This is a genomic window from Actinocrispum sp. NPDC049592 (genome assembly GCF_040675465.1).
Classification (GTDB): Bacteria; Actinomycetota; Actinomycetes; order Mycobacteriales; family Pseudonocardiaceae; genus Kibdelosporangium.
The window spans coordinates 15526-37276 of record NZ_JBFAPA010000006.1 but is presented as its reverse complement, the minus strand read 5'-3'; the positions used below and the strand labels follow the sequence as shown (position 1 = coordinate 37276).

General features: G+C 69.6%; 17 protein-coding genes and 3 pseudogenes. 7 read left to right on the top strand and 13 right to left on the bottom strand.

The annotated features are described in order from the left end of the window. Positions 1-31: 31 nt before the first annotated feature. The 3 genes from AB0J95_RS17055 to AB0J95_RS17045 all read right to left on the bottom strand — a co-directional run bounded on the left by AB0J95_RS17055 (position 32) and on the right by AB0J95_RS17045 (position 3365). Positions 32-985: an ATP-binding cassette domain-containing protein gene (locus AB0J95_RS17055; protein WP_364758046.1), complete on the bottom strand. Its 954-nt coding sequence runs from the start codon at positions 983-985 to the stop codon at positions 32-34. Between the two features lie 145 nt (positions 986-1130). Next, positions 1131-2108 carry an AraC family transcriptional regulator gene (locus tag AB0J95_RS17050; RefSeq protein WP_364758045.1) on the bottom strand — a complete coding sequence of 326 codons (978 nt, stop codon included), beginning with the start codon at positions 2106-2108 and terminating at the stop codon, positions 1131-1133. Positions 2109-2339: 231 nt separating this feature from the next. Continuing rightward, a complete protein-coding gene (locus AB0J95_RS17045) occupies positions 2340-3365 on the bottom strand; it encodes an adenosine deaminase (protein ID WP_364758043.1) in 1026 nt (341 codons plus the stop codon). A gap of 97 nt (positions 3366-3462) precedes the next feature. Here AB0J95_RS17045 and AB0J95_RS17040 point away from each other — a divergent pair, with 97 nt between their 5' ends. Both AB0J95_RS17040 and AB0J95_RS17035 read left to right on the top strand, forming a co-directional pair. Beyond that, entirely contained in the window at positions 3463-3798 is a 336-nt protein-coding gene (locus AB0J95_RS17040; protein ID WP_364758041.1) for a metalloregulator ArsR/SmtB family transcription factor, read from the top strand. A gap of 14 nt (positions 3799-3812) precedes the next feature. Continuing rightward, complete coding sequence (locus AB0J95_RS17035; protein WP_364758785.1) at positions 3813-4448, top strand: cation transporter; 636 nt, start codon at positions 3813-3815, stop codon at positions 4446-4448. Here AB0J95_RS17035 and AB0J95_RS17030 read toward each other — a convergent pair. Together AB0J95_RS17030 and AB0J95_RS17025 are read right to left on the bottom strand one after the other, a co-directional pair. Next, positions 4445-5638 carry a bifunctional alpha/beta hydrolase/OsmC family protein gene (locus AB0J95_RS17030; protein ID WP_364758039.1) on the bottom strand — a complete coding sequence of 398 codons (1194 nt, stop codon included), beginning with the start codon at positions 5636-5638 and terminating at the stop codon, positions 4445-4447. The two genes, AB0J95_RS17035 and AB0J95_RS17030, sit on opposite strands and share 4 nt — an antisense overlap. A 10-nt stretch (positions 5639-5648) precedes the next feature. Next, entirely contained in the window at positions 5649-6416 is a 768-nt protein-coding gene (locus AB0J95_RS17025) for an IclR family transcriptional regulator (RefSeq protein ID WP_364758037.1), read from the bottom strand. Between the two features lie 18 nt (positions 6417-6434). Here AB0J95_RS17025 and AB0J95_RS17020 point away from each other — a divergent pair. Then, positions 6435-7487 (top strand): annotated as a pseudogene (locus tag AB0J95_RS17020) (aldehyde dehydrogenase family protein); the annotation flags it as partial. A 133-nt stretch (positions 7488-7620) separates the two neighbouring features. Here AB0J95_RS17020 and AB0J95_RS17015 read toward each other — a convergent pair. Both AB0J95_RS17015 and AB0J95_RS17010 read right to left on the bottom strand, forming a co-directional pair. After that, complete coding sequence (locus AB0J95_RS17015; RefSeq protein WP_364758035.1) at positions 7621-8148, bottom strand: putative immunity protein; 528 nt, start codon at positions 8146-8148, stop codon at positions 7621-7623. A gap of 14 nt (positions 8149-8162) precedes the next feature. Continuing rightward, entirely contained in the window at positions 8163-9095 is a 933-nt protein-coding gene (locus tag AB0J95_RS17010; protein ID WP_364758034.1) for an NAD(P)-dependent oxidoreductase, read from the bottom strand. Positions 9096-9166: 71 nt separating this feature from the next. Here AB0J95_RS17010 and AB0J95_RS17005 point away from each other — a divergent pair, with 71 nt between their 5' ends. Then, entirely contained in the window at positions 9167-9601 is a 435-nt protein-coding gene (locus tag AB0J95_RS17005; RefSeq protein ID WP_364758032.1) for a MarR family winged helix-turn-helix transcriptional regulator, read from the top strand. An 83-nt stretch (positions 9602-9684) separates the two neighbouring features. On the opposite strand, the gene AB0J95_RS17000 is transcribed toward AB0J95_RS17005, so the two are convergent. The 3 genes and pseudogenes from AB0J95_RS17000 to AB0J95_RS16990 all read right to left on the bottom strand — a co-directional run. Next, positions 9685-9936 carry a DUF3040 domain-containing protein gene (locus tag AB0J95_RS17000; protein WP_364758030.1) on the bottom strand — a complete coding sequence of 84 codons (252 nt, stop codon included), beginning with the start codon at positions 9934-9936 and terminating at the stop codon, positions 9685-9687. 49 nt (positions 9937-9985) lie between these two features. Continuing rightward, positions 9986-10432: pseudogene (locus AB0J95_RS16995) on the bottom strand (flavoprotein); the annotation flags it as partial. A 310-nt stretch (positions 10433-10742) separates the two neighbouring features. Further along, positions 10743-10982, bottom strand: a pseudogene (locus tag AB0J95_RS16990) (hypothetical protein); the annotation flags it as partial. Between the two features lie 184 nt (positions 10983-11166). Between AB0J95_RS16990 and AB0J95_RS16985 the strand changes: the two are divergent. Then, positions 11167-12474 (top strand): O-antigen ligase family protein, encoded by a 1308-nt coding sequence (locus tag AB0J95_RS16985; protein ID WP_364758029.1) that lies wholly within the window; start codon positions 11167-11169, stop codon positions 12472-12474. 37 nt (positions 12475-12511) lie between these two features. On the opposite strand, the gene AB0J95_RS16980 is transcribed toward AB0J95_RS16985, so the two are convergent. Next, on the bottom strand, positions 12512-13009 hold the full coding sequence (locus AB0J95_RS16980; protein ID WP_364758027.1) for a MarR family transcriptional regulator: 498 nt from the start codon (positions 13007-13009) through the stop codon (positions 12512-12514). Between the two features lie 2 nt (positions 13010-13011). Beyond that, on the bottom strand, positions 13012-15285 hold the full coding sequence (locus AB0J95_RS16975; protein WP_364758025.1) for an LLM class flavin-dependent oxidoreductase: 2274 nt from the start codon (positions 15283-15285) through the stop codon (positions 13012-13014). Between the two features lie 167 nt (positions 15286-15452). Between AB0J95_RS16975 and AB0J95_RS16970 the strand changes: the two genes are divergently transcribed. Beyond that, positions 15453-18287, top strand: a complete 2835-nt coding sequence (locus AB0J95_RS16970) for a hypothetical protein (protein WP_364758024.1) — start codon at positions 15453-15455, stop codon at positions 18285-18287. Between the two features lie 362 nt (positions 18288-18649). Continuing rightward, positions 18650-19540: an AraC family transcriptional regulator gene (locus AB0J95_RS16965; protein WP_364758022.1), complete on the top strand. Its 891-nt coding sequence runs from the start codon at positions 18650-18652 to the stop codon at positions 19538-19540. A gap of 7 nt (positions 19541-19547) precedes the next feature. Here the strand turns inward: AB0J95_RS16965 and AB0J95_RS16960 are convergent, their stop codons facing one another. Then, the gene (locus tag AB0J95_RS16960) at positions 19548-21749 is read right to left on the bottom strand and encodes a xanthine dehydrogenase family protein molybdopterin-binding subunit (protein WP_364758020.1); all 2202 of its coding nucleotides are present in this window, start codon (positions 21747-21749) and stop codon (positions 19548-19550) included. Positions 21750-21751: the final 2 nt, after the last annotated feature.

Genomic DNA, 21751 nt, shown 5'->3' with positions numbered 1-21751 from the left:
TGGTTTCGGTCGTTGGCACGACTGAAAACCCTCACGAGGGCCGGCCTGCGGTTGCGGACTGGCCGGTGAGGGCCAGGAAGACCTCGTCCAGGCTGGGCAGGCGCAGCGCCAGCTCGTCGGCGGTGATGCCCGCGTCGTCGAGGTCGCGGACCACGGCCGAGACCAGGACCGGGTCGGTCACCGGCGCGGTGAGCAGCCCGGTCGCCGGGTCCTCGACCGGGGAGAAACCGGTGCGGCGGCCCAGGATCGCGGCGACCTTGTCCAGATCGGCCGGTGTGGGCGGGCGGATCTGCAGCGTGTGGCCGCCCACGCGGCGTTTCAGCTCGGCGGCGGTGCCGTCGGCGACCACCCGGCCGCGGTCGATCACGGTGATCAGGTCCGCGAGCTGGTCGGCCTCCTCCAGGTACTGGGTGGTCAGCACCACGGTCACGCCGTCGGCCACCAGCTCGCGCACCTCGCGCCAGACTTCGCGACGGGCATGCGGGTCCAGACCGGTGGTCGGCTCGTCGAGGCACAGGACCTGCGGGTGGCCGGCCAGGCTGGCCGCCAGGTCCAGCCGCCGCCGGGTCCCGCCGGAGTAGGTCCTGGACGGGCGGCCGGCCACCTCGGTGAGGCCGAACCGGTCCAGCAGCTGCGCGGCGCGGGCCCGCGCCTGCCGGCGGGACAACCCGCGCAGCCGCGCCACCAGCACCAGGTTCTCGGTGCCGGACAGGTCGGCGTCGACCGAGGCGTACTGCCCGGTGAGCCCGATCTTGCGGCGCACCAGCACCGGATCGGCCACCACATCGTGCCCGCAGACGTAGGCCTGACCGGCGTCCGGCGGCAGCAGGGTGGACAGGATCCGGATCAGGGTGGTCTTCCCGGCGCCGTTCGGCCCGAGCACGCCGACCACCTGCCCGGCCGGGACCGCCAGATCGACCGACCGCAGCGCGGTGGTCTTCCCGAATTGTTTCACCAGGCCTTCGGCGTAGATACCGAGTGACATTTTCCCTCCTTTCTCCGATGTCATCCTGTCGTTCGCCGAACTGGCCGGGCAATCCGAGAAACGAATCATGTGATCCGAAAAATGACTGCCAGAAAATGGCATGCGAATGAGCCCGCAGCGACACCACGGGCTCATTTACCGAATGTCAACGGCGGAGTGTCTCGGACGGTTTCTCGCCGAACCGCTGCTGGTATTTCGCGGCGAAATGACCGGCGTGCAGGAACCCCCAGTCCGCGGCGATGCCGGTGACGGTCACCGCATCCGCCTGGGCGGCCTGCAGCTCGTCGTGGATCCGCCGCAGCCGCACCTCGCGCAGGTACTCCATCGGCCGCATGTTCAGGTACTTGCGGAAGCCGCGCTGCAGCGCCCGTTCGGTCACGTCGGCCTCGCGGGCCAGGCTCGCGGTGGTGTGCCGCCACTTCGGGTGGCTCTCGATCCACTCCAGCGCGATGCCGACCGCGCGGGACGGGGCCGCATGCGTCTCGCCGTTGATCATGCTGGTGTAGTTGTTGGTGTGCGCCACCAGCAGCGCGCTCATCAGCGTCCGCTCGAACCGGTGCGCCACCAGCGGCTGCTCGATCAGCGTGCCCGGCCGGTCCCATTCGGATACCAGCAGCTCCAGCCCGCACCGCCAGCTGCGGCCGTAGCCGGAGCTCACGTCCATCGGCGGCTCGAACCGCAGCGGCCGGCCCAGTGGTGCGCCGAGCAGGTCGGACAGCCGCGCCTCCAGCGCCGCCCGCTCGAACCGGGCGATCAGCTGGGTGCAGTCGCCGGACCAGCGGATGTCCACCGGGTCGGTCGGCGACAGCACGCACGCCTGACCCGGCAGCGCTCGCATCCGCTGCCGGCCGTGGCTGATCATCGCCACCCCGGACAACGGCATCAGGACGGCGAAGAACGTCTCCAACGGGTCGGATTCGAAACGCACGTCACCGCCGTAGCTGATGACGCTCACCGACATATCTCTCAGCCGGGCGAACCTGACCCAGGCGTCGAGCGGGGAATTGCCGAGCCGGCTGACCCGGTGCGGCCGCAGTACACGGCCGATCACCTCGCGCACGTGATCGAGGTCACCCGAACGCGCCAGTTCATAACCGGCGAGCGGCAACCGTTCCCTGAACAATGTGCAACCTCCGAGTGACGTCTATCGGGGGAAGTCGCCTCGTTGCGGCTCGCGTCATTCCCGGCAGCCCGGTCACCGTGGCTGCGCCGGCAGGGTGAATGTGGCACGGCGACAGCGCCGCACCGGGCACCTCCAGTGCGTTTACGGACAGTAGTCGCCTCTGGACGGGATGTGCAATCACGAAACCGCGCGGGTTCATCCCGTTCGCGTCCCGCTGAGCCGGCCGGGCAGTCAGCTCCGCCGGTCCGCCAGGTACCTGTCGATCTCGGCGGTCAGCGCGGCTTTCCCGGTGTCGTCGAGGAACGAGGCTTTGACGGTGTTCTTGGCCAGGGCGGCGATGCCGGTTTCGTTGAGGTCGAGCAGTTTCGCGGCGACGGCGAACTCCGTGTTGAGGTCGGTGCCGAACATCGGGGGGTCGTCGCTGTTGATGGTGACCAGCAGGCCGGCGTCGACCATGGTGCGCAGGGGGTGGTCCTCGATGCGGGCGACGGCGCGGGTGGCGATGTTGGAGGTGGGGCAGACCTCAAGGGGGATCTGGTGTTCGCCGAGGTGGTCGAGCAGGACCGGGTCGGCGATCGCCTGGGTGCCGTGGCCGATGCGTTCGGCGCCGAGGTCGCGCAGGGCATCCCAGATCGTTTGCGGCCCAGTGGTCTCACCCGCGTGCGGGACGCTGCGCAGACCGGCGGCGCGGGCGCGGTCGAAGTACGGCTTGAACTGTGGCCGCGGCACCCCGATCTCGGGGCCGCCCAGGCCGAAGCTGACCAGGCCGTCGGGCATCAGGTCCAGGGCGAGGCGCGCGGTCTCCTCGGCGGCGGGCAGCCCGGACTCGCCCGGGATGTCGAAACACCAGCGCAGCACGATGCCCAGCTCCGCCTCGGCGGACTTCCGGGCGTCCTCGATGGCCTCCATGAAGGCCACGTCCGGGATGCCGCGGCTGGTCGAACTGTAAGGCGTGACAGTAAGTTCGGCGTACCGGATGTTCTGCCGTGCCATGTCCTCGGCGACACCGTAGGTCAGCATGCGGACGTCCTCGGCGTCGCGGATCAGGTCCACAACGGACAGATAGACCTGGATGAAGTGCGCGAAGTCCTGGAAGGTGAAGTACTCCGCGAGCAGCTCCGGGTCGGCCGGGACCTTGCTGGTGCCCTCGTGCCGCGCGGCGAGCCCGGCCACCACCCGCGGTGACGCCGAACCCACGTGGTGCACGTGGATCTCGGCCTTGGGCAGGCCGGCGATGAACCCAGCCAGCTCGGACATCGGCTCGTCTCCTTCGTGAGTGTGCCCGCTAGGGATATCAGACGCCCGCATGTCATGCTCGGGACAACTGTTCAGCTGATGCTGTACTGTTCCGTCCATGCTGACCGGTGAGACGCGTGAATCGGCCCTGGCCCGCCTCGGCCGGGCGCTGGCCGACCCGACCCGCTGCCGGATCCTGATCGCCATGGTGGATGGCGTGAGCTATCCGGGTCAGCTGGCCGTGAAACTGGGTCTGACCAGGTCGAACGTGTCCAACCACCTGTCCTGCCTGCGCGGCTGCGGCCTGGTCGTGGCGACCTATGAAGGCCGCCAGGTCCGCTACGCGCTGGCCGATGCCCACCTCGCCCGCGCGTTGAGCGAGCTGGTGCAGGTGGTACTCGCCGTGGACACCGACGAACCGTGCGTCGACGACGTGGTGGAGGTGGCCGAGTGAGCGAGGACACCGAGCTGACCACGTGCGACTGCTGCACTCCTGCTGCGTCCGTTGATCCAGACCGCCGCGGGGTGTTGTCCCGGCGGGTGCGGCTGCTGGTCGCGGCGACGATCACCTACAACGTCATCGAGGCCATCGTCGCCATCTCGGCCGGCACCGTGGCCTCGTCGACCGCGCTCGTGGGCTTCGGCCTGGACTCGGTGATCGAGGTCGCCTCGGCCGCCGCCGTCGCGTGGCAGTTCTCCGGCAAGGACCCCGAGGCGCGCGAACGGACCGCGCTGAAGGTGATCGCGGTGTCGTTCTTCGCCCTCGCGCTCTACGTCACCGTCGACTCCGTCCGGTCCCTGCTGGGCGCCGAGTCCGCGGAGCACTCCACCGTCGGCATCGTCCTGGCCGCGGTGTCGCTGCTGGTGATGCCGGGCCTGTCCTACGCGCAACGCCGGGCCGGCCGCGAACTCGGCTCCGCCAGCGCGGTCGCCGACTCCAAGCAGACCTTGTTGTGCACGTACCTGTCCGGCGTGCTGCTGGTCGGTCTGCTGCTCAACTCGCTGTTCGGCTGGTCCTGGGCCGACCCCATCGTCGCCCTGGTCATCGCCGCCGTCGCGGTCAGGGAAGGCCGCGAAGCCTGGCGCGGCGACCACTGCTGCTAGGACTCGGTTGTCCGGATGTCGATCTCGGACTTCAGGGTGCGGTGGACGGGGCATTTGTCGGCGATCTGCAGCAGGCGTTCGCGTTGCTCGGGGGTGAGGTCGCCGTCCAGGTGGATGGTGCGTTCGATCCGGTCGAGCAGGCCCGTCTTGGTCTCGCAGGAGGCGCAGTCCTCGGCGTGGATGCGTGAGTGTCGCAGTTGGACGGTGACGCGGTCGAGCGGGAGCTGTTTGCGGTCGGCGTACATCCGCAACGTCATGGACGTGCAAGCACCAAGGGCAGCAAGCAAAAGGTCGTAGGGTGTCGGTCCACTGTCGACACCGATCGGCACCGGCTCGTCGGCGGGCAGTGAGTGCCGCCCGGCGGTCACGGTCTGGCCGAGCGGGCCTTCGCCGCTGTCGGTCACGGTCACGTAGCCCTCGCCCGGACGGTCGGCGAGGACGTAACGGCTGGCCCAAGCGGCGAGCACCGAGGCGACGTACTCGGCGTCGTCCGGGTCGGTGAGCAGGTGGTCCGCGCCGTCGAGCGAGATGAACGACTTCGGGTGGCGGGCCGTGTCGAAGATCTTGCGGGCGTTCTCCGGGCCGACCAGCTTGTCGATGGGGGAGTGCAGCACCAGCAGCGCGGCGTCCAGGTGCGCGATCCGGGAGGCCTGCGGCTGCTCGGCGATGTCGTCGAGGAACTGCTGACGGATGCGGAACGTCCGCCCCGCCAACGAGACCTCCGCCTCGCCCGAGCGTTCGATCTCCGATGTATCCGCGCCCAGCAGATGCGCGACATGCGAAGGATCGGCAGGCGCACCGATGGTCGCGACCGCCCGAACCTCGGGGATGCGGTGTTTCGCCGCCAGCACAGCCGAACCCCCCAGCGAATGCCCAATCAGGAGGGTCGGTGCCTCGTGGTGCGTCCGCAGGTACGAGGCCGCGAGCACGAGATCGTCCACATTGGAGCTGAACCCGGTGTTGCCGAAGTCCCCGCCCGACCCGCCGAGACCGGTGAAGTCGAACCGCAGCACCGCCACGCCGAACCCGGTCAGCGCACGGGAGATCCGGGTCGCCGCGACCTGGTCCTTGCCGCAGGTGAAGCAGTGCGCGAACAACGCGTACGCGCGTGGCATCCCGGCCGGCAGCTCCAGCCGCGCGGCCAGCGGAGTCCCCTGCGACCCGGTGAACTCGATCTTCTTGGTGCGCATCGGCGACCTCTCAGGATGGTTTCCGCGCCACCCACCCGAGCAGTTCGGAGATGGCCGACGTCGCGCGGGCGGTTTCCCGGGCGGCTTCGACGAGATTGTCCCCCAGGCGTTGTTTGGGCGCCGACACGTTCAACGCGGCGACAACTCGCCCGCGGAAGTCCCGGATCGGCGCGGAGGTGCCGACAAGCCCAGGCTCGAACTCCTCGTCCACATAGGCGTACCCGGCCTCGCGGACACGGGAGATCCTGGTCCACAGCTCGGCGACCGTGCGCACCTGGGTGTTGTGCTCCCCGGCCGGGAACTCCCCGCTGGGGAACCGGACATGCAGCTCGTCCGGGGTCGCGTCCATCAGCAGGACCCGCCCGGCCGACGTGCAGTACACCGGCACCCCGCGGCCTTCCCAGCCGTGAGCGCGGAACTCGTGCCCCGGTGACACCGACAGCAGCGTGATCACCTCCTGGCCCCGCAGCACACACAGGTGACACGTCTCCTCCAGCGCGTGCGCGAGCCGGTGCATGACCGGTTCGGCGACCTGGACGAGCCGGTTCTGGGTGGACCGGGCGGCCAGCGAGAACAGCCGCCAGCCCAGCCGGTACTCCAGGGTGTCCGGGTCGCGCTCGACGATGCCCTCGTCCTCCAGCGACTTCAGGGCCCGCGACACCTGGCTCTTCTCCCGGCCGGTCAGCGCGGCCACCCGCAGCACGCCCAGGCCGCCCCGGCGCTGGGCCTCCTGCCCGGCGAGCACCTCGAGCAGCTCGATGTCACGGCGTAACCCCATGGACCCCATGCCGGCACGCTCGCGCCGGAGGGCAACGCCCGGCAGCTGACGGTGAGGCAGCCGGTCGGGCCGTGCCTGTTGATCACGCCGTGGAACTTCCCGCTGGCCATGGTCACCCGCAAGGTCGCGCCCGCGCTTGCCGCCGGGTGCAGCGTGATCCTCAAGCCCGCCGAACAGACCCCGTTGACCGCCTTGCTGTTCGGGCAGCTGCTGGCCGAAGCGGGCGTCCCCGCGGGTGTGGTCAACATCGTCACGACCAGCAACCCGGCCCCCGTGGTCGACGCGATCCTCGGCGACCCCCGGGTGCGCAAGCTGTCGTTCACGGGATCGACCGAGATCGGCCGGATTCTGCTGGCCGCCGCGGCCCGCAACGTCCAGCGCACCTCGATGGAACTCGGTGGGAACGCGCCCTTCCTGGTCTTCGCCGACGCGGACATCGACGCCGCCGTGGACGGAGCGATGATCGCGAAACTGCGCAATGGCGGCGAATCCTGTGTCGCCGCCAACAGGTTCCTTGTCCACGAAAGCGTCGCGGAGGAGTTCGGGACCGCGTTGGCCACACGGATGAGCCAGCAAGTGCTCGGTTCAGGCGTCGAGGACGGCACCACAGTCGGCCCGTTGATCGACTCGGCAGCACGGTCCAAAGTGGACGATCTGGTTCAGGATGCCGTAGGCCGAGGCGCTCGGGTGCTCACCGGTGGTGGCGCTCCCGAGCGCCGTGGATACTTCTACCAGCCAACGGTTCTGACCGATGTCACCGCCGGCTCCCGGCTCCTGCGCACCGAGATCTTCGGCCCGGTGGCGCCGGTCAGCACGTTCGCCGACGAGGACGAGGCCATCGCCGCGGCCAACGCCACCGAGTTCGGCCTGGTCGCGTTCGCCTACACCAGGGACCTTGACCGGGCTTTGCGCGTCGCCGATGCCCTGCAGACCGGCATGGTCGGGCTGAACCGCGGCGTCGTGTCCAACGCGGCGGCCCCGTTCGGCGGCGTCAAACAGTCCGGGCTCGGCCGCGAAGGCGGCGAGGCAGGCATCCAGGAGTACTTGGACACCAAGTACATCGCCCTCTGAAGTCTCCGGCGAGGGCCGGAATCAGGGCTGCCGTGGGGTGAGTGCCGCGGAACGAACCGGCCCCGTCGACCAGCACGATCACCGGCCCGGTGCCGGTCCGGTCGAAGCTCACGCTCAGCCCAGCTCCTTGCGTTCAGCGAAGGGCATTGTCCAGCAGGCGGACCAGCTCACCGACCCGACCACCGCCACCCGGCGCCGCGGGGAAGCGTTTCAGCACCGCGATGACAGCCGGTGAGACACGATCTGCAGCCTGCTGGATATGTTGCACGCCAACGGTTGGATCACCAGCGGCCAGCTCGGACGCTCGGGCGGCATGCGCGGCCGAGCCGAGGATGTGCTTGACCTGGGTGGCTTTGGCGAGGGGGTGCAGGTAGGCGGCGCCCGCTGCGGCCATCGCCGCCCGGCCTGCCTCGCGGGCGGCGTCGGAGTCCGTGCTGTTGGCCGCTTTCTGCGCCGCCCAGGCCGCGTCGCGCAGGGCCTTCCCGCGTTCACCGCCCCGCGCGAACGCCCACGCCACGGCGATCGCGTTCCGGGGCCGGGTGTCATCCGGTTGCGCGGCCTCGAAGATCTCGAGGGCGGTCTCCGCGCAGGCCGCGGCGAACGCGGTGACCTCACGCAGATCCTGTTTGCTCAGTTCGACCTCGTCGGTGTCCGTCCCCATAGGCCTATCTTGGACTACAGCTCGTTACCCGCGCGCAGCCAGTCGATGTAGTCGGCCACGGCGCGTTCCGTGTCGTAGGCGGGTTCGTAGCCGGTGTCCTGCCGCAACCTGGTGATGTCGAGGTAGGTGGGCGGGGTGGGTTCGCCCGCGGGGAGGTCGACGCGGGCGTCCGGGATGACCTTCTTGATCGCCGCGATGACCTCGGCGTTCGACGTCGAGCGGCCGGAGGCGACGTTGTAGGTGCGGTGGTTAAGCCGGTCCGCGAGTTGCAGGGCGGCAATGGCGCGGCCGCAGTCCTTCACGTAGCAGAGGTCGATCGCGTCCTCGGCGAACCGGGGCTGGGCGAACTGCGGGGTCGTGCCATGGACGGCAGAGTGGATGAGTCGCGGCGCGGCGAAGAACAGGTCGTGGGCGCGTCCGCGCGGACCCCAGATGGCGGCGATGCGGTAGTTCACGATGTCCAGGCCGGTGGCGCCGGCCAGGTGGTCGGTCAGCAGCTCGCCGATCTTCTTGAACGTCGGGATGACGTGCAGCGACTGCATCGGCAACGGCGTGTCCTCGCTGAGCGCGCCGGTGGCCGCGACCCCGCCGTACACGCCGATCGTGCTCGCCACACCCACCCTGGTCACGCCCCATTCCTGCGCGACCTGCAGGACGTTGAACAGGCTGCCGAGCGCCTCCCGGGAGGCCTCGACGGGCTGCTCGGCGGGCGCGGGCCACGGCATCGAGAACGCGAGATGGACGATGCCGGTGATCTCGTGCCGTTTGCCGATGTCGCGCAACGCCTCCAGGTCCTTGATGTCGGCCTGTTCGACCACGGCGCCGTGCAGGTCGTCGGGCAACCCGGCCGCGCGCCGCTGCACCAGCACGCAGGGCTCGCCCGCGTCGAGCAGCGACCGCACGGTGTGCGAGCCGATGAAGCCAAGACCGCCGGTAACCAGGATCATGATCTTCCTCATCTTGTCGTCGAGCTGATTATCAGTCGTACTGACAATCAGCTTAGCGATAGGATTGGGGCGTGTCCACCGACCCTGAGTTGAGCAAGCGCCTCAGCTACCTGCTCAAGCACGCGCAGTTCAAACTGACCGAGCTGGTCACGGCCGCTTTGAAGCCGTACGGAATCGAAGGCCGCGAGCTGGGTGTGCTGACGGTGCTGGCGGGCGACGAGCCCTCGTCCCAGCAGCAGGCGGCCCAGCGCCTGGGCATCGACCGGACGACCATGGTCGCGCTCCTGGACACCCTCGAAGCCAAAGGCCTGGTGTCCCGTCACCCCCACGAGCAGGACCGGCGGCGCAACGTGGTCGAACTGACCGAAACCGGCCGGACCACGCTCGTCGAGGCCTCAAAGGCATCCTGGGAGGCCGAGGCGCTGTTCCTGTCCCCGCTGCCCCCAGAGGTGGGTCGGCAACTGAAGCAGGGCCTGCACACGATCCTCAACGCCGACCGGGACTGAGCCGCTCACGGGCCACAATGGACGCCATCCAGCGCGGTCGGCGATGGGGTCGGTTCGCAATCGCTGATCTGGGGTGTCCGCCGTCAGCTCGTGAGGCAGCCGGCCCAGGCGGCGGCGATGGCCGCGACGCAGGCCAGGAGGAACAGGGGGAGGACCTCGGTCACCACGGTGAGAACTGCCAGCACCACGGCAAGCATCGCCAGCACAACGGAAGCCCAATGGACGCTACGTTTGGGCGTCCGCCGGCCGGACAGGGACTGGGCGAGGGCGGGGTCGTCGGCCTCCAGCCCGCGTGCGATGAGCCTCAGCTGCTGCTGTTCGTGCGCGTTGAGCATGGCCGGGACCTCCCGAGGTGCACCAAGGGTTACCCGGAAGTAGCGTCGGTCAAACCCACGGCATGAACCGCCGGACGGTGTCGGCGAACTGCGGGGGAGAGGGCGGCATCGGGGTCTCGGCGAACGCGCCGAGCCCGACGTCGTACCGTTTGCCCCATTCGGGCTCGATCACGTGGTATCTGTCGGCGCGGACGGTCTCGATGTTGCGCTGGACCGCGGCCTTGGCCCACATCTCGGCGTCCATCGCCGGGAAGAACACGACCGGGATCGAACACGCCAGGATGGTGGCCGAGAGCATGTTCCCCGCTGCGCCCGATGCGGTGGCGGACAACATGTTGGCGGTCGCGGGCAGGACCGCGAGCAGGTCGTGTTCCTCGGCGAGCCGCAGGTGGTTGTGCCGGACCCAGCTCGACTCCGGCTCGCCGGTCACCGCCTCGTCGGCGAACAGGCCGACAGTGTGCGCGGGTAGGAAACGGGTCGCGGTGTGTGTCATGAGGACGGTGACCGATCCGCGCCAGGGTCAGTGACGATCCGTGCCACGCCGTACAAACCTGGTGTAGTCCCGGCGACAACGCGGAAAGCGCGGTGGAGTTGGGCGGTCCGGCGAAACCGCAGTCGCGCGCCACAGCAGCGAGCGTGCGGGTTGGCATGGTTCGAAGCAACCGCTGGGCTTTCGCGACCCGGTGGTCGCGGGTCAGGTCGGCGAGCGACTCACCTGCCATGGCCCGGAACAGCGTCCGCCGCGAGATCCCGCATCCCGCGGCCACCGCGTCGGCGTCGAGTCCCGGTTCGCAGGCGGTGTGGGGATCGAGGCGTGCCAGTTTGGTGAAGAAATCCGTGACCAGGCCGGCCGGTCCGGACGAGGGCAGCGCGACCGATGTGGCCCTGGACATCGGCCGCCGGGCCATGAGCGTGCACGGAACCCGGACGACCAGCTGTGAGAACACCCCAGTGAAGTCCAATGTGTACGGTCGGCTGCTGTCCACAAAGGCCAGTGTTTCGGGTGTCAGCATGGCGACCCGGCTGTCCTGCAGGAGCCGCCCCATACCCCATGGTCACCTCGACCGCCCAGCCCTCGCAAACCACCGGCAACTACTCGCCGTATGTCCACTCAGCCTCGTGGGCAGGCACCGAGAGGTGCGGCTCGATGCCGTGCCCATCGAGTGTCACAGAACGCCATAGCCCCGTTGTCACAGCTGGTGGTGACACCCATCGAAACGAGGCTCCGTAATGGACACACGTGGCACGTGCGAGCGGCTGCCCGCCAAGAACAACGGCGTCCATTTCACGGCGACGGACCGTCCCAAGCTGACTGCGCCGGCCATCGCCGTCCTGCTGTGCGTCACCGTGCTGGTGTTCGACGCTGGGGCGGCGATCCTGCCGGCCCGGCCGTTTCTGGTGGTCGTCACCTGGCAGCGGCTGGTGATCGTGTCCGGACTGGCCGCCGTGGTCGGCGCGGGCGCCCGGTTCGCACATTTCCGGACCAGGCTGGACATCCCGATCCTGGTGCTGCTGGCCGCCGCGATCGCCGTCACCGTCAGGGAAGGCGGTGCGCCGCAACTGCGGAACCTGGTGTCGTACATCGCGATCTACTACCTGGTCACCGCGTTGACCCGGGTGGCCAAGCACTCCTGGCGGACCATCGTCATGCTGGCGTCGGGCGCGGTCACCGTGGCGGGTGTGATCGCCATCAACCAGGTCAGCCGCGGTGTGCAGACCGGGTTCTGCCGCATGGGGTTGCTCAGGGAGACGGCATGTGCGCCGGGCCTCCAGGTTCGCGCGATCGGCACGTTCGGCAACCCGAACCTGCTCGCCGCGTTCCTGTTGCTGTTCCTGCCGCTCAGCGTGGTCGCGGTCGCCACGGTCACCGACCGGCTGTACCAGATCTGCCTGCTGGGCCTGACGCTCATCGGGTACGCCGCCTTGCTCGCCACCTTCTCGCGGGCAGCCTGCATCGCCGGGTTCGCCGGGCTGATGGTCCTTGCGTGGCACCGATTCCATGGCCGGTTCAGCCCGCGTGCCACGGTGCTGGCCGGGTGGATCGGGGCGAGTGCGTTGGCTGCGGCGCTGGCCGGGATCGCGATCGCGTCCCAGGCCGGACGGGCGATCGGGATCCGCGGCGAGGCGTGGCGTGCGGCCATGGACATCGCGGTGCAGCGGCCATTCGGCGTCGGCCTGGGCAACGCGGGAGCAGCGGTGAACGCCCGGATCCCCGGCCGCGAGCAGTTCGCGCACGTCCACAACCTCTGGCTGAACTGGCTTGTGGAGACCGGGGTTCTGGGCTTTCTGGCGATCCTGGCCATCACCGTCGGTGCGTTGGTCACCGCCACGCGACTGGCCACAAAGGACATCGCCGTCGGTTTCCCCGGATTCGCCGCGCTGCTGGGCTTCCTGCTGATGAGCCTGGTCGACCACCCGGCCGGCCTGTCCCGGATCTCCGTCGCGCTCTGGCTGGTCCTCGGCCTGGTCATGGGCTCGGCGCCGGGCCGGTGGCGGCTGGGGAAGACGCCCCGGCCAAGATACCCGGCCACGATCTGACCGGGCCGGATTGGCCATCCACAATGGAGAACGGTGCTCAGTTCGCTTGGTCGAACACCTGCCGCACGGCGGTGCACGGGTCGGCGTTCGGGTCCTCGTGGTGGATGTGGGTCGCGGCCCGCTGGGTGAGGTCCTGGAACGCGGCCTGCTCGTCGGCGCTGAGGCCGCTCAGGATGACATCCTCGACGGCGGCGACGCGCCGTTCGGCCGCGGCGAGCACTTTGCGGCCCCGGGCGGTCGCGACGATGCGGCGCGCCCGGCGGTCGGCGGGGTCGGGCCTGCGCTCGACGAGCCCGTCGCCCTCCAGCTCGTCGATCAGGTACGTCATCACCGTGCGGTCGATGGACAGGTGGGCGGCCAGCGCCACCTGGGTGGGCAGCTGTTCATGTACCACAGTGGACAGAACCTGGTAGCCGCGTGAGCCCTGTGGCACGTCCTTCAGCACGTCCTCGACGCCCTCGTGCCACCGCCTCAGCACCACCGCGAGGGCCCAGCCCAGGTTCCGCGTGGTGCTGAGGTCGGTGCGCTGGGCCATGGTCACATGTTACGGCTCGAGGGGTGCGGCAGGACGTCCGCTTTGGTGATGTCGAAGTTCTTGTCGAACACGTCGTCCGGGTCGTACTTGGCCTTCAGTTCGCGCAGCCGGCACAGCACCGGCGGCGGGAACGCGTCGAGCAGCCGTTCCGGGCTGGTGGTGGTCTCGAAGCTGAGGTACATGCCGTCGAGCAGCGGGTACAGGGTGTCCCACAGCTTGTCGTGCTGGTCGGCCCAGTCCGGGAAGGTCACGCTCACCACCGAGAAGTTCTGCGTCCGGTGCGAGTACGCGGTCGCCTCGGCCGGCATGTCGTTGACCGCGCCGCCTGCCGACCGGAACTGCATCATCAGCACCCGGCCCGACTTGATCATCGACTCGATCACGTCGGCCGCCTCCGGCGTGATGTGGTGCAGCAGGCCGGAACGCGCCTCCGATGGGCCGTCCCCGGTGTGCCGCTCGCCGGGCGGGTACACGACGGACGCGTACGGCATGACCTGGGCCTCGTTCGACAGCACCGGGCCGACCCCGAGGAACGGGCTCAGCGCGGCCTGGGCGGCGTCGACGTCGTCACCGGCGTAGACCAGGATGATCTGCGCGACCGGCGGCTGACCGGCGCGGGGCGGGTACAGGGCGGTGAAGCTGGTGACCTCGCGCGGCGCGTCCTCGACGAGCCGGCCCCACCGCCGCATGACCTCGGCGGTGTCGGTGGCGTCCACGAACAGTTCCGCGTGCACGACGTTGACCAGCTCGGTGGCCTCGATCTCGAACGCCGTCACGATGCCGAAGTTGCCGCCCGCGCCGCGCACGGCCCAGAACAGGTCGGGCTCGTGCTCGTCGTCGATCCGCAGGAAAGTGCCGTCCGCCAGGACGATCTCGACCGCACGGATGTGGTCGATCGTCAGGCCGTAGCTGCGGGCGAGGTACCCGAGGCCCGCCGTGGTCGCCAGACCGCCGACGCCCACACCGCCGAAGTCGCCGGAACTGATGACCAGCCCGTGCGGTTTCAGCGCCTGCGCCACCTCGCCCCACCGGGCGCCCGGTTCGACCCGCACCCGCTTGGTCGCGCGATCGAGCACCTTGACGGAGTTCAACCGGCCGAGGTCGATGACGATCCCGCCGTCGTTGGTGGACCGTCCACTGAAGCCGTGGCCGCCGCTGCGAACGCCGATCGTGACGTCCTGGCTGCGTGCGTATGCCAGCGCTGCCTGGACTTCCGGGACGTTCCCGGGTCGCAACACCAAGCCCGGCGAGCCTTTGCGGGCGAAGTTGTGCCGGATCCGGTCGTAGGACGGGTCACCCGGCTCCACGGCCTGCAACTGCGGTGGCACTGCGTCGTAGTCGATTCCCGGCACCCGCTTGGCCAGCGCGGCCGATGACCGTTGCACGGCAACGCTTCCGCGTTCCTTGGCGACCGCTTCCCGCAGGGCGGGCGCGAGTTCCTCGCCGAACGCCCGGATGGTCGCCGGGTCGTCGGTCGCGACGAAGAACGCGCTGTACCCGAGGTCGATGACCAGGGGGAGCAGCTGGTCGGCCCAGTCCTCGGGCGTGCCGCGCAGGAACGCGGCACTCGTGCCCGGCTGCATGACGTTGAGCATCCGGCGCACCTGCCGCGGATCGCGTCCCGCGGTCAGAGCGGCCTCGTCGATGATCTCGTTGCCCGCGGTGAGGACCCCCGGCTCCAGGTACTCCAGGGTCGGCAGCCAGCCGTCCGCCTTGCGGCCGGTCAGCCGCAGGATCCTCGGTTTGTAGGCGCCCAGCCAGATCGAGATGTCGTGCGCGGGCCTGGGGCCGCGCTTCATCCCGGGCACCTGGTAGTGCTTGCCGGTGAATTGGAACATGCCCCGGGTGTCGGTGTCCCACGCGCCGCGGAAGATGTCGATCGCCTCGGACAGCGCCTCGATGCGGTCACCCGCGCTGCCGTGCCCGCCGCCCATGCCGCGGATCGGGTCGGCGAACCCGCCCGCGCCGATGCCCATCTCGAACCGCCCGTGGGACAACAGGTCCAGGCTCGTCGCGGCCTTCGCCAGCACCGCGGGCGGGCGCAGCGGCAGGTTGAGCACGTTGCCCGACACCAGGACCCGCCTGGTCCTGGCCGCGACCCAGCTCAGCAGCGTCCACGTGTCCAGCAGGGCGGCGTTGTACGGGTGGTCCTGGAAGGTCACCACGTCCAGCCCGGCCGCCTCGGTCAGCTCGGCCAGCGTCACCGCGCGATCGGGAGCACTCACCGACGGCGTGATGAACGTGCCCAGCAGCAGGTCATGACCGTAATCAGTCATCCCAACCCCAACTCGTCTGTTCTACAGATCATCTGTTGATCAGATGATATATCCATCAACGTAGTTTGGGCCGGGATATTCCGCGCCCGCCCGTGCCGCTGTGACATCGCGCCGTGTTCCCGCCATACCTCTGAGGCATGTGGCGTAACGCGCGCAACGAGGTCCCGATGGGTTCGGTAATGACCGGGTTCCTGAACAACAATCAGGGCTGGTGGGGCTTTCTCGCCCTCCTGGTCCCGTTCCTGCCATACCTCTGGCGGATCGGCCGGACCGTGCGCACGGCGCGGCTGTCCGACCAGGACCGATGGCGGTTGTTGATCACCACCATGCGCAACGACCGCTCGCTGGTGCTGCGCCAGCGCCGCGAGCAGTTCCAGCTGCCGATCCGGGTGGTCGATGCCGGCAACACCGCGCTGAGCGAACCCGCGACCGACCTGTTCGCGCTGCTCAAGGCGGGCCGGTGTGTCGAGGTGGTCGGCGATGCGGGGGCGGGCAAGTCGTACCTGGCGGTGGAGGTGCGCCGGGCCGCGCTGGCCGTGACCGAACCCGATCGGGTGGTCGACATCGTCAGTGCCCGTGAATGGCGCAAGCCGCGGTGGACCTGGCTGCCCGACAGCGGCGAAGCGACCGAGCTCGCCAGCTGGGCCAGCCGGGCCCTTCGCCGCCGCTACCCGCATTTCCGCCGGTCGGACCTGCGGCGGCTGATCGACGAGGGTCGGATCGTGCTGGCCGTGGACGGCTTGGACGAGGTGGACAGCGACGGCGCGGAGTCGTTGTGGCAGGCGATCGTCGGGCATGCCTCGCGGCTGCCGGTGCTGGTGTTACGCCGTTCGGGTGGCGCCCTGTCCGCGGTGACCGCCGAACGGTTGTCGTTCTACGGCTTCGCACGGCACACCATGCGCCCGTTGCGGGAACGGGACGTGGCCGACCTCCTCCGCCGGCGGTTCACCTGGTTCGATCGTCTGGCCGAAGCGCAGCGACCCCACCTCATCCGCCAGATCCTGACCAACCCCCTGCTGCTGCACATCGCCGTCCAGGTCTGGTCGCCCATCACACCGCCACAGGAGGTACTGACCTCCACGGACCCGAAATTCGAGCTGTGGTCGGCTTTCCTGCATGAACGGGTCGGCGGCTCGGCGCTGAGCAGGCACGATCCGCGGCTGCGGCGGTTGCTGGAGGCGATCGCGCTGTCCACGGGCTCCTGGGCCAGCCGGCTCAGCGACGTGAACTACAACATCCGCGTCCGACCGCTGACCATCGGGCTGCTGGCGCTGATCGCGCTGCCGGTGGGCTGGTTGGTGCGCTGGCCGGACCTGGCCGTGATCGCGGTGATCTGCGCTTCGACCGGGCTCAGTTCCCACGCGCGCAGCCGGGTGTTCGGGATTCCGTTGCCGTCGTTCGTCCGCCGGTCGCCGTCCGGCCTGATCGTCGCGGCGCTGATCGGGACCGTGGCCGGGTATGTCCTGGCGTTGCTGGCGATCCGGGCGGTGTGGCTGTTCGTCGACCTGGTGGCCCAGCTCGGCCCGGATCCCGTTGCCGTGCTGGACGAGTACGGCGACCTGGTGGTCAGCGCCTGGTGGTCCTCGTTGCCGTGGGTGTTCGACGTGCAGCTGGTCCCGTTCCAGATCGCGGCGCTGATCGTCGCGCTGACACTGCTCGCGGTCGGCAGTCTGCTGCAGTCCGAGGGATCCGGCGATGACGCGACGATCTACCTGCCAGGGTGGGGACGGCTGCCGTTCGCCGACCGGCTGTGGCCCAGGCTTGTCCTGATCGCACTCCTGGTGCTGGCCTTCGGCTTGGACTACGCGCCCGTCTTCGCGTTCTGCGTGCTGCTGCTGGCCGGTGTGCTGTACCGGGTGATCAACCTGGTGTTCTTCGCCGTCCGGATCCGGTCGGTGCACTGCCTTTCCCGGCGGCTGTTGCGCGGGCTGGACGAACTCGGCGTCCTGTACGCCGATGGCGCCCGGTTTCGCCTGGTACACCAGGAGATCGCCGACAACGTGGCGCGTGAGCTGCTGCGGGACGAGAAGGACATGATCCGGCTCGCCCGCACCGTTCCCTACGAACGCGGCTGGGACATCGTCGACGCGTCCACACGGCACCAGGACGTCGCCTGGGTGCGGCCGCTCGTGCAGCGCCTGGTCCGCCAGTACCCACAGGACGAGGGGCTGGCCAGCCAGGCTTGTCTGCTGTTGTTGTACGGAATCGGTGACCCGGCCGCCGCGATGGAACCGGTGCGGCGGCAGCAGTCGGACATCGGCGGCGCATACCTCGCCGAGGTCTACTGGTCGCTGCGTGATATGCCGCGTGCGCGTGCGTTGCTGGACCGGACCGTCCGCCGCTTCCCGGCCAACGTGTTCGTGCTGCACCAGGCCGCGAGTTTCCTGGTCTTCCAGAACGAGATGGACGCGGCGCTGCGGCTGCTGCGCGAGGCACAGACCCGTGTGGACGATGACACCCGGTGGTACTTCCGGACGTTGGCGGCCGTGCTGGTGTCAGCGCACGATCCTGCCGCCGGGCAGGCGCCGGAAACCGCGCTGGCCGAGCTGCAGTCGCTTGCCGAGCCGGGAAATCCGTACCACGAGATGGCCGAGCTCGAGCTGGCGCGCCGGTGGTCCGAGCAGTTCGACGAGCATCAGCGCGCGCTCGCGCTGCTGCGGCCGTTGGAAGGGATCGACTCGCGCTCCGACGCGATCGTCTGGAGCCGGATGGCCGAGGTGCACCTGCGGCTGGGCAACGACCAGCTGGCCTTCCGGTACGCCAACCGGATCATGGACGAGCTGACCTGGGATCTCGACCTGGACCACCAGCTGGAGGCGGCCACCGTCGCGGCCGGCGCCACCGGCGACGAACTGGCCGCGCAGATCGCCGACCGGCTGATCGGCTACGGCTGGCCCCAACCCCCACGACTGCACACCATCGCCGCGGACATGCGGTCGCTGCGCGCCCGGCGAGTCAGCCCGCCCGAATCGGACCAGGCCGCGACCACCGGCGCGCCTTGACGTTCCTCAACGAACATCTACCCGGATGGGTATCGCGGAGGTGGGTCAGCATGGCCGCGTCCGATCGATGTCATGGCGGCTGCTTGGAGTCCAACGGGATCACAGGCCGAGGCGCTACCCGGCCCCGGCGGCCGCACGCCACCCCAAGAGCCGGGATGTCAATCGTCCTCAATAGACAGTAAGCAACCACTGTTTTCGGCGAAGGCAAAGCTTTGCCGAGAGCCTGGGAAGCAGGATCGGGCAACGAGGCGCCAGTTTCAGGCAACGCAACAGGCTTTGGCGGATGGCAGGAACATGCCGCGTCCCGTGTGGGCATCCTTCCCGTACTTGTCTTAAGTCGTAAGCGATGTTTGGCTGGGGGTATGCGCAGCTCCGCGGAAGTGCTCGACGAGCTCAGGTGCCTGGTGTCGGTGCACGCCCGGCCGGATATGCGGACGGCGATCGACTGCCTGGCCGTGGCCAAGGTGGGCACGGCGATGCCCGAGGCCGGGCTGACCGAGCCGCTGCTGGTCGTCCTGGTCCAGGGCGGCAAGCGGATCCTGCTGGGCGGCAACGTGTTCGAGTACCGGGCCGGGCAGTGTCTGCTCGCCACCGCGAACCTGCCGATCACCGGCAACTTTCTCGGTGCCACACCTGAGGTTCCGGCGATGGGGCTGAGCATCGCGCTGCGGGCGCCGGTGATCGCGCCACTGCTGCGGGAGATCCCGGCCGGGCGGTTCGCCGACTGCCCGCCGCAGCCCGCGATCGCCACCTGCGACGCCGACGTGCACCTGCTGGACGCGCTGGTGCGGATGGTCGGCCTGCTCGACCACCCGGACGCCATTCCCGTGCTGGCGCCGATGATCGAGCGCGAGATCCTCTGGCGGCTGCTGACCGGGCCGCTGGGCGCGATGGTCCGCCAGGTCGGCCTGGCCGACAGCGGGCTGTCCCGGATCGGCCGGGTGATCCAGTGGATCCGGGACAACTACGCCGAACCGATCCGGATCGCCGACCTCGCCCGGCTCGCCGGGATGAGCGAGTCGGCACTGCACCGGCACTTCCGCGCGATCACCGCGCTCAGCCCGGTGCAGTACCAGAAACGCATCCGCCTGCAGGAGGCCCGCGCCCTGCTGATCGCCCGCGCGGGCGACGTCGCCGGGGTGGCACACCTCGTCGGCTACGAGAGCGCCTCGCAGTTCAGCCGCGAGTACCGCCGCCTGTTCGACGCGTCACCCGCCCAGGACGCCCTGCGGCTGCGCGCCGACGGCGGCTGACCTTAGTTTATTGGCGCGCAAGGTCTTCCAGTGCGCGGTCGAGCCGGATCGGCAGGTCGCGCTGGCGGCGGCCGGTGGCGTGCCAGACCGCGTTCGCGATGGCGGCCGCGGTCCCGGCGGTGCCGATCTCACCGACGCCCTTGATGCCCGAGGCGATGTCGGGTTCGTAGTCGGGTACGAAGTCCGCCTCGATGTCCGGCACGTCGGCGTGCGCGGAGATGTGGTACCCGGCGAAGTCCGCGTTGATGTGCCGGCCGGAGTTCGGATCGCGCGCGCTCTCCTCGTGCAGTGCGAGCGACAGCCCCATGATCATCCCGCCGACCGCCTGGCTGCGGGCCGTGAGCGGGTTCACCACACGCCCGATGGCGAACATGCCCAGCAGCCGCCGCACCCGGACCTCGCCGGTCGCCGGATCGACCGTCACCTCGGCGAACACCGAGCTGTAGGACTGCCTTTCCTTGTGGGGCATGGCGCCGATCTCCGGCGTGGTGTCCGCGGTGACCGACACCGGCAGCGGTGGACGTGTCGACAGCTTGTCGCGCAACAGCTTCGCCGCCGACGTGACCGCCCAGGACCAGGAGGCCTGGCCGAGCGAGCCACTGGCCGCCCACGCGTTGCCGAAGTCGCTGTCGGCGATCCGGATGCTGATCTTGTCCGGCCGGACCCGCAACGCGTCCGCCGCGACCGAGGCGAGCGCGGTGCGCGCCCCGGTCCCGATGTCCGCGGCGCCAATGGACACTGTGTACGTGCCGTTCTTCTCCGCGGTGATCGACGCGGTCGACGGCAGGGCCAGGGTGAGGAACGACACCGCGGCCATCCCGGTACCGACGAGCAGGTCACCCTCCCGGCGGCGGCGGGGCCGCAGATCCCGTTTGGCCCAGCCGAACCGGCGCGCGCCCTCCCGCATGCAGTCCACCGCCTTGCGGTTGGCGAACGGCACCCCGGAGACCGGCCCGGCCTTGGGTTCGTTGCGCAGCCGCAGATCCAGCGGGTCCATCCGCAGCTTCTCGGCCAGTTCGTCCACAGCGGACTCCAGCGCGAACGAGCCCGGCGTATTACCGGGCCCACGCACCGAGACCGGCGGCAGGACGTCGAGCGGGACCACGCTCAGCCGGGTGCGGATCGCCGTCGCCGCGTAGCTGGACTTGGCCATCTCGGCGCAGTTCTCCACGAAATCGGCGAGCGGCGAGATCGCGAGCACCGCCTCGTGGCCGATCGCCCGCAACCTGCCGTCGCGGTCGGCGCCGAGCCGGACCCGCTGCTCGATCACCTCCCGGCCCGAGGTCGTCAGGAACACCTGGTTGCGGTTCAATGTGACCCGCACGGGCCGGTGCAGCAACGTGGTGGCCATGGTGGCGAGCACCAGCTGCGGGCCGAGCGTCCCCTTGGAGCCGAACCCGCCGCCGACGTGGTCGGCGCGGATCCGCACCTTCTCCATCGGCAGGGAGAACAGGGCGGCCAGGACACCGGCGATGTAGAAGGCGCCCTGGTTGGCGTCGATCGCCTGCAGGCGGTCGCCTTCCCACCACGCGGTCGCCGCGTGCGGTTCCATGGCGCAGCAGGTCTCCGGTGGCGTGCGGTACAGCTGGTCGACCACGACGGCCGACGCGGCCAGCTCCGCGTCCAGGTCGCCGAGGTTGGCGTCCGGGCCGAAGATCGGGTTGCCGGGCCTGCGTTTGGGATGGTCGACCCGGAACTCGGTGTCGTGCGGCAGTTCGTCGTAGGTCACCTTGAGCGCCTTGGCCGCGGCCTGCGCCTGCTCGAGGGTTTCGGCCACCACGAGGGCAACGGGCTCGCCGGAGTAGTGGATCTCGTTGGTCTGCAACATCTGCAGCTGGCCGTCCGGGCCGAAGAAGTGACCGGCCTGGGGGTTGAGCCTGGGTGCGTTGGTGTGGTCCACCACGCCGACCACACCCGGCATCTTCAGCACGGCCGCGGTGTCCATCGTCCGGATCCGGCCACGCACCACTGTGGACACAACCAGAGCGCCGTGGACCAGGCCCGGCAGCTTGACGTCAGCGGCATAGCGGACGCCGCCGGTGACTTTGCCTTGCGCCTCAAGCCGTGGCCGTGCCGTGCCGACCACGCCACCACCGGTGGCGTCCGCCGGTTCGGCGTTGGCGTCGGCCGGAATCGCTGTGACGGCGGCCGCGGAGACGGCGGCTCCCTTGAGAACCGTCCGGCGGCCGTGCCGTGCGGGGTCGTTCATGG

Bases quoted from the DNA above. Each gene is read 5' to 3' on its own strand.
- AB0J95_RS17025 (WP_364758037.1), bottom strand. From the start codon at position 6,416: ATGGGGTTACGCCGTGACATCGAGCTGCTCGAGGTGCTCGCCGGGCAG.
- AB0J95_RS17030 (WP_364758039.1), bottom strand. From the start codon at position 5,638: ATGCGCACCAAGAAGATCGAGTTCACCGGGTCGCAGGGGACTCCGCTG.
- AB0J95_RS17045 (WP_364758043.1), bottom strand. From the start codon at position 3,365: ATGTCCGAGCTGGCTGGGTTCATCGCCGGCCTGCCCAAGGCCGAGATC.
- AB0J95_RS16985 (WP_364758029.1), top strand. From the start codon at position 11,167: ATGGACACACGTGGCACGTGCGAGCGGCTGCCCGCCAAGAACAACGGC.
- AB0J95_RS17040 (WP_364758041.1), top strand. From the start codon at position 3,463: ATGCTGACCGGTGAGACGCGTGAATCGGCCCTGGCCCGCCTCGGCCGG.
- AB0J95_RS16970 (WP_364758024.1), top strand. From the start codon at position 15,453: ATGGGTTCGGTAATGACCGGGTTCCTGAACAACAATCAGGGCTGGTGG.
- AB0J95_RS17015 (WP_364758035.1), bottom strand. From the start codon at position 8,148: ATGGGGACGGACACCGACGAGGTCGAACTGAGCAAACAGGATCTGCGT.
- AB0J95_RS17010 (WP_364758034.1), bottom strand. From the start codon at position 9,095: ATGATCCTGGTTACCGGCGGTCTTGGCTTCATCGGCTCGCACACCGTG.
- AB0J95_RS16980 (WP_364758027.1), bottom strand. From the start codon at position 13,009: ATGGCCCAGCGCACCGACCTCAGCACCACGCGGAACCTGGGCTGGGCC.
- AB0J95_RS16965 (WP_364758022.1), top strand. From the start codon at position 18,650: ATGCGCAGCTCCGCGGAAGTGCTCGACGAGCTCAGGTGCCTGGTGTCG.
- AB0J95_RS16975 (WP_364758025.1), bottom strand. From the start codon at position 15,285: ATGACTGATTACGGTCATGACCTGCTGCTGGGCACGTTCATCACGCCG.
- AB0J95_RS17000 (WP_364758030.1), bottom strand. From the start codon at position 9,936: ATGCTCAACGCGCACGAACAGCAGCAGCTGAGGCTCATCGCACGCGGG.
- AB0J95_RS17055 (WP_364758046.1), bottom strand. From the start codon at position 985: ATGTCACTCGGTATCTACGCCGAAGGCCTGGTGAAACAATTCGGGAAG.
- AB0J95_RS16960 (WP_364758020.1), bottom strand. From the start codon at position 21,749: ATGAACGACCCCGCACGGCACGGCCGCCGGACGGTTCTCAAGGGAGCC.